Genomic DNA, 6,366 nt, shown 5'->3' with positions numbered 1-6,366 from the left:
GCACGGCCTCGATGACCTGCTCGGCGGGGTGTGGCGGCGCAACCCGACCAGGGTCAGCCCGGAGATCTCCCGGCAGCGACTCGCTCGTCACCGCCTCGCCGAACGCTGGCCCGGTGTCCGCGTCGTGAACTAAGGCGTGTTTCATAAGCGGGTCAGAGCCACTCGCAGATGATGGTGATGGTCAGGACGGCCTGGAACCGGACGGCCAACTTGTCGTAGCGGGTGGCCACGCCGCGGTGGCGTTTGAGTCGGGCGATGCCGTTCTCGACGGCATGTCGCATCCGGTAGAGGTCTCGGTCGAACTTCGGCGGGCGTCCGCCGCGGGTGCCCTTGGCCTTGCGGTGGGCGTCCTGGTCGGTCTTGCTCGGGATGCACGCCTTGATCCCGCGCTTGCGCAGGTAGGCGCGGTTGCCGCGGCTGGTGTACGCCTTGTCCGCCAGGACCAGGTCGGGGCAGGTGCGAGGCCGGCCCACCCCGAGACGCGTCACCCTGATACGGCGCAGGACCGGGATGAACTGCGGGCTGTCACCACGATGCCCGGCGGTCACGACCATCGATAGGACCTTCTGTCCCTGCTCGCAGGCCAGATGCGTCTTGGTGGTCAGACCGCCGCGAGATCGTCCGAGGGCGTGATCGGCGGGTTCGTCATGCACGCCGCCTGGTGGCTCTTTCTGCAGGTGGCCGTCTTTGCGGGCGCCGGCGGCGTGTTGGTGTGCGCGGCTGGTCATCGAGTCCACGCTGACCGTCCAGGTGATCCGGCCTTCCGCATCGGCGGCGGCCTGTGCCGCGGTCAAGATCTTGTCCCAGGTTCCGTCGCGCTGCCAGCGACGGAACAGGCCGTAGACCGTCTGCCAGGGTCCGTACTCGGCCGGGACGTCACGCCAGGGCGACCCGATCCGAATCCGCCACCTGATCCCGTCGATGAGCTGCCGTTTCTCCCACTTCGGCGGCCGGCCCTTCGCCGACGCGGCAGGCAGCAGCGCAGCGAGCCGCTGCCACTGGGCGTCGGTGAGTTCGTGCCGCCTCGTCACCGCTAAGGTGGCCACGAGGTCTCCGGTATGAAGTTCGAGCTTGGTCGCTGAACCGTTTACCGGAGACCTCTTCAGTTATCGATCACCGCCACGCCGTGACCTTCACCGGCCACCACGACTTCTGAAACACGCCTTAGTACTCCAACGTTAGTTTGCCTGTCTGCGCTGGTAGTGGGATCGTTGGGCTCGGGCGGTTCTCCGCCAGATCGACCAGCGCAGGGGGGTGTGCTGGCGGTCGCGGTGTGGCGAGGACTATGGCGTTGATGAGGCCGCGGATCTCGGCGACGGTCACAATGGTGTGCAGCGGCACCGGGCGGGGTGACCAGCACAGGTAGAAAGCCGCTCGTCGGTGGTGCGGTTGCGGCGGATGAGCGCTGGACGGACTGATTCATGGTCTGTGCCACTCCGGGGAACGTGACCCCGAGTTCGTCGTGATTGCAGACGTCGGAGGAGTCGCCGGTCAGCGGCCGATCCGGCTCCATTCTGGCACCGCACGAAGCGGAGAAACGCAGGGATGAGAATACGAAAGATGCTGGGGCGCGGTGTTCGTCCAGACTGATGAGCCTGGCGGCAACCGGGTCATCGCCTGCGACAGTCACCTGCACCAGGTCGGCGCGTACGCCACCGGCGGCAAGGGTGGCGTACTCGGCGGTGCGGTCGCCGATCACCTCGGATCGCAGGGGTCGCTCACCCTCGACCGCGGCCATCACCTGCTCTACGCGGTCAACGCGGGCAGCAACACCATCACCGTGTTCCGGGCGCGTGGCGCCCGGCTGACCTGCCTGCAGGTCAGAGGCAGCGGAGGCGAGTTCCCGGTCAGCGTCACGGTGCACGGCCACCACGTCTACGTCCTCAACGCCCGGGGCGGCGGCTCGATCCACGGCTTCCGTCCACGGCGTGTGCGTGTTCTACGGCACGGGACCTCGGGACGATGGATCAGTTCGTCGCGCGCGCTGTGGATGACGGCTTTCGGGAAGTGGCTCGATCTGGCCGCCAACCAGCGACCGCCATCTGGAGCTTGGCGCGGGAATTGATGCCGAGCTTGGCGAAAGCCTTGTAGAGGTGGTACTCGACGGTGCGCGGGCTGAGGAAGAGCTGTCCGGCGATCTCGGCGTTGCTGAGGCCCTCACGTGCCAGTGCGGCCACCCGCGACTCCTGCGGCGTCAGCTGCCGCCGGTTGTCCTCGGTGCGCTTGCCCGTGGATTCTCCGGTGGCGAGCAGCTCACGGCGGGTGCGTTCGGCGAACCCGGTCGCCCCGATCTCCGAGAAGAGCTGACCTGCGGCGCGGAGATGGTCGCGAGCGTCGACTCGCCGGTTCCGGCGGCGCAGCCATTCCCCGTAGAGCAGCCGCACTCGCCCGAGCTGGCAGCGGATGTCGCTGCGGGCGAGTCGCTCGATGGCCTGCTCGTAGTGCGTCTCCGCCGTCCGCTCTTCGGCGAGGAGCGCATCGGCCATGGCCTGCATTCCGAGTGCCCAGTCTGTGCCGGCAGAGGCCGTGCGTTCGTGGAGCCGGGCGGCCGCCTCGGCCGCGAGGGTCAGGTCACCCGTACGGACCGCCGCCTCCACCAGTTCGGCCAACGCCCAGCCGGCGAAACCCGGCAAGTCGTACCGCAACGCGTTCCGGGCCGCGTCGAGCGCCTCGTCGTAGCGTCCCCCGGCGTTGTGCAACACCGCGGCGGCCACGGCCTCGGGGATCGCGGCGTCCTGGTTGTGGGCCGTCTCGGAAATGGGCGCCAGTAGCGGCCGGAGCCACTGCCGGGCCGGTGTCGTGACGGCGCAACGGCCCACGGACGCGGGCGTCACTCGCCAGCTCAGTGCCTGATCCGCCGCGAGCCGATCAAGCGCCGTGCCGGTTTGGCGCGCAGGCCGCATCATCGTGGGACCGGACGCGTCGCCACCGATCGGTGTTGCGGGAGCCGTTCCTGTCCCGGCCACCGGGGAGCGCCCGGTGAGTTCCATCCAGGCTGGAGCGTCCCAGAGGTCGGCGGCGATCAGAGCGGCAAGCCGGAACCACCGCGTCGTTCGGAGGTCGGGCGCATGCTTGAGGAACGCTCTCACGGCGACGCTCAGGGGCTGGACCGCGGCCCCGTAACCATCGAGGACTCTGGTGGCGAGACCGAACAGGAGCTGGTCGACGGGATGACCGCGGTGAGCGGCCGCGGCGAGGCGTGCTTCCTCAGCCACCACGGTCAGCAATCCTCCGCGGGCGTCTCCCGCCGCCATCGCCGCCGTCAGGGTTTCGAGGTACGCCTCCCGGGCGTCGGTCGGGTCGAGAGCACGCAGTCGCCTGGCGGCGGCCAGTAGCTGCCGGATTGAACCGGCTCCAGGCCGGGCGACCGTCGCGATCCTGGATCGCTGCCAATCGTGCCGAGCAGCCCTTCTGGTCTCGGCCGGCTCGGTGTCGACCAGCGCGAGCAATTGCTGTGCGGCGGCGAGGTCACCGCTGTCGTATTTGGCAGCCGACGCCGTGAGCGCACGGTCGGCGCGGCGGCCGCGGTCGCTTGTTAGATGGGCGGCCTTCTCCAGGAAGGCGGCGCGGGCGGCTGCGCCACCGCGGGATTGGGCCAGGCCGGCGCTCTCCTCCAGCTCGTCGGCCAAGTTGTCGTCGTGCCCGACCGCGGCCAGGCCAAGGTGCCAGATCTTTCGGACCCGGTCGTCGGTAATGGCCTCGCCGAGCTTGCGGTGGATCAGTCTGCGGTCATCCGGGGTGGCCGCGTGATAGCTGACCGAACGCAGCTCGGAACAGCTGAAGGCGACGCACTCGCCGATCTCCAGCAGACGGGCCGCAGTGAGAACCTCGGAGCTCGCCCCGAGCTCGGCAGCCAGGTGCTCGTGAAGCACCACGTCGCCCGAGGGATCGGCCGCGGCGGCGAGCAGAAGCTGGCGCGCTGGCGGCGTGAGCTGCGCCGCGCGGCCGATGCAGCAACGACCGTGGGAGCACGATCGCGTGCGAAGCGGAGCGGGAACCGCGAAGCCGCCGGCCAGCTCGGCGGCCGTGAAGCCCTGAAGGGACTCGGCGAGCACGCGCAGGTTACCGTGCGCTTCCAGCAGCATCCGCTGCACGACGCTCTCGTCGAGCGGCCCCGGCGAGAGGCTCGCCAGTTCGGTGCGTACCTCGTTGAAGGTGAGCGGCCGCAGGCGCATCACCGGCACGTTGTCGAGGTAATTGTCCGAATCTGTCCCGTTGGTGGTGACCAGAAGCAGCACCGCTCGTCCGGCAGCGTGCGCGGCCACGTAGGCCAGGACCTCGGCCGTGGCCGTGTCCAACCAGTGGGCGTCGTCGACGGCTATGCAGACCGGCCCTGCGCGGGCGATGTCACCGAGCAGCTCCAGTGCGGCAGGGCCGACCTCGGCAGGCTCGGGCCGGGAGTCACCCATCCGGCCGAAGGCGGTATCCAGCGACATCCGGTGGCGTGCGGAGAGAAACCCACTCTCGTCGAGCAGGTCGTCGCAGAGCAGGTGCAGCGACGCGTACGCGATGTCCCGCTCGGCCGGCACTGCCCGGACCCGCAGGACGCGGAAGCCGGTGGCCCGGCCGATGACGTAGTCGAGCGCGCAGGACTTGCCGCTACCGCGTTCACCCACGATGCGCAGCGCGCCACCGTCGCCTGCCGCCGCGGTTCGCACCAGGGCATCCAAACGGGCCCGCTCGTCCGTTCCGCGCAGCGGCGGCTCCGGGTGCGGAGTCCTGTTCTCGACCGATGCGTGCACCACCATGTTGCAATCCTGCACTCGACTGTGCGTGCCGGCTCCGATCCGACCACCTGTCGTACCCCCGGTCTCGGCGGCAGCTCCCCCCGGGGAAACGTTCGTTACCCCCGGGGTGCGACCCGGGCGTGTCTCCAAGGCGACGCAGCGCGACCTCGGTCACCGGGGCGATCGTCGACGTCGACGGCGACGTCATGGCTGGATGCGATCAGCAGACCGGAGGTCTACGATGTCCCGTTCGCCCGAGCTTCCGCCCACCTGGCCGTGCAAGGGACGCAGATCGTCCGGTTGACCGGCTGGCCCGGCATCACCTCGCGCCGGCAGCTGCGCCGCACCGTGAGCCACCCCGGGGATATGACCGGGTTCGACCCGTGGTGCTTCGGACGCGAAGCCCGTAGCGGCGGCGTGATGCTTGCAGCCGTACGAGCTCAAGACCGTCTCGACCGTTCCCCAAATGCTGTGAAGGAGGGGCAATGCCCCGCGTTCATCACCGCTATGCCTCGATCGCCGGGCACCAGCTGTTCTACCGCGAGGCCGGGCCGGACGACGCGCCGGTTGTCGTCCTGCTGCATGGGTTCCCTACGTCGTCGTTCATGTTCCGCAATCTGATCCCGGACCTCGCGGACCGCTATCACGTCATCGCTCCCGACTACCTCGGCTTCGGCTTGTCGGACGCGCCTGCGGCCGACCAGTTCGACTACACCTTCGAAGCTCTGACCGACCTCACCGCCGGCCTGCTCGAGCAACTGGGCATCCAGCGCTTTGCCATCTATGTGCAGGACTACGGCGCGCCGGTCGGTTTCCGGCTCGCGCTGCGCAACCCCGAGGGCATCACGGCGATCATCACCCAGAACGGCAACGGGTACGAAGCCGGCTTCGTCGAGAGCTTCTGGCGGACGGTGTGGAACTACCAGGAGGCGCAGACCCCGGACACCGAGGCGGCCATCCGCCAGGCGCTCACCCTGGACGTGACCCGCTGGCAGTACGTCACCGGGGCGCCCGACGAAACCCTGGTCAGCCCGGACACCTGGCACCACGACTACGCGCTGCTGAGCCGGCCCGGCAACGACCTGATCCAGCTGGCTCTGTTCCGTGATTACGCGACCAACCCGCTGCTCTACCCTCAACTGCACGAGTACCTGCGCACCAGCGGGGTGCCCGTGCTGGCGGTCTGGGGCCGGGGTGACGAGATCTTCGGTCCGGACGGCGCGACGGCCTTCGCAGCCGACGCCGCCGAAGCCGAGATCCACCTGCTCGACGGTGGCCATTTCCTGCTGGAGAGCGCCGGCGACGCGGTCGCCGTCATCATCCGCGACTTCCTCGGCCGCCGGCTCCCGCAGGGCTCAGGCGTCGGCGACATCACGGCTCTGGCCACGACTCATGCCCCATGACGATCAACAGTCCCAGTCGAGTGACGCCGAAAGACTGCGGCAGATCTTCGAGGAGCGGCCCGGTGCGCTGCTGCGCTTCCTGAGGCGCATGAACCCCGGCCGGCCGCACATGGTCGAAGACCTTCTGCGGGAGACCCTGCTCTAGGGCGTGTCCTGCCGATCTTGTAGCGGTTGGTCGTTGACGATGGGCCGGTGGTGCGTCGTGGTGAGTTGACTGATGAGGCGTGGGCGGTGAT

5 protein-coding genes are annotated in these 6,366 nt (G+C 69.1%); 3 read left to right on the top strand and 2 right to left on the bottom strand.

Going from position 1 to position 6,366, the window contains the following annotated elements; all coding sequences use genetic code 11:
* Window positions 1–152: 152 nt before the first annotated feature.
* Window positions 153–1,031, bottom strand: coding sequence for an IS5 family transposase (locus BXA10_RS30160; protein WP_425436140.1), 879 nt, complete (start codon window positions 1,029–1,031; stop codon window positions 153–155).
* Between the two features lie 542 nt (window positions 1,032–1,573).
* Here BXA10_RS30160 and BXA10_RS31280 point away from each other — a divergent pair.
* Window positions 1,574–2,065, top strand: a complete 492-nt coding sequence (locus BXA10_RS31280; protein WP_139338254.1) for a lactonase family protein — start codon at window positions 1,574–1,576, stop codon at window positions 2,063–2,065.
* Here the strand turns inward: BXA10_RS31280 and BXA10_RS30155 are convergent.
* Entirely contained in the window at window positions 1,968–4,748 is a 2,781-nt protein-coding gene (locus tag BXA10_RS30155; protein WP_076474236.1) for a LuxR family transcriptional regulator, read from the bottom strand. The two genes, BXA10_RS31280 and BXA10_RS30155, sit on opposite strands and share 98 nt — an antisense overlap.
* A 464-nt stretch (window positions 4,749–5,212) precedes the next feature.
* On the opposite strand from BXA10_RS30155, the gene BXA10_RS30150 reads away from it, so the two are divergent.
* Window positions 5,213–6,130, top strand: a complete 918-nt coding sequence (locus tag BXA10_RS30150; RefSeq protein WP_076474235.1) for an alpha/beta fold hydrolase — start codon at window positions 5,213–5,215, stop codon at window positions 6,128–6,130.
* Window positions 6,120–6,275: a hypothetical protein gene (locus BXA10_RS31780; protein ID WP_175649365.1), complete on the top strand. Its 156-nt coding sequence runs from the start codon at window positions 6,120–6,122 to the stop codon at window positions 6,273–6,275. Before BXA10_RS30150 ends, BXA10_RS31780 begins: the two co-directional genes overlap by 11 nt.
* Window positions 6,276–6,366 lie beyond the last annotated feature (91 nt).

It is taken from the genome of Micromonospora avicenniae, from assembly GCF_900156065.1.
Taxonomy (GTDB): domain Bacteria; phylum Actinomycetota; class Actinomycetes; order Mycobacteriales; family Micromonosporaceae; genus Micromonospora; species Micromonospora avicenniae.
Note: the sequence above shows the minus strand (reverse complement) of the source record. Positions and strands in the feature narration are given on the sequence as shown.

Bases quoted from the DNA above. Each gene is read 5' to 3' on its own strand.
- BXA10_RS30155 (WP_076474236.1), bottom strand. From the start codon at position 4,748: ATGGTGGTGCACGCATCGGTCGAGAACAGGACTCCGCACCCGGAGCCG.
- BXA10_RS30150 (WP_076474235.1), top strand. From the start codon at position 5,213: ATGCCCCGCGTTCATCACCGCTATGCCTCGATCGCCGGGCACCAGCTG.
- BXA10_RS31780 (WP_175649365.1), top strand. From the start codon at position 6,120: ATGCCCCATGACGATCAACAGTCCCAGTCGAGTGACGCCGAAAGACTG.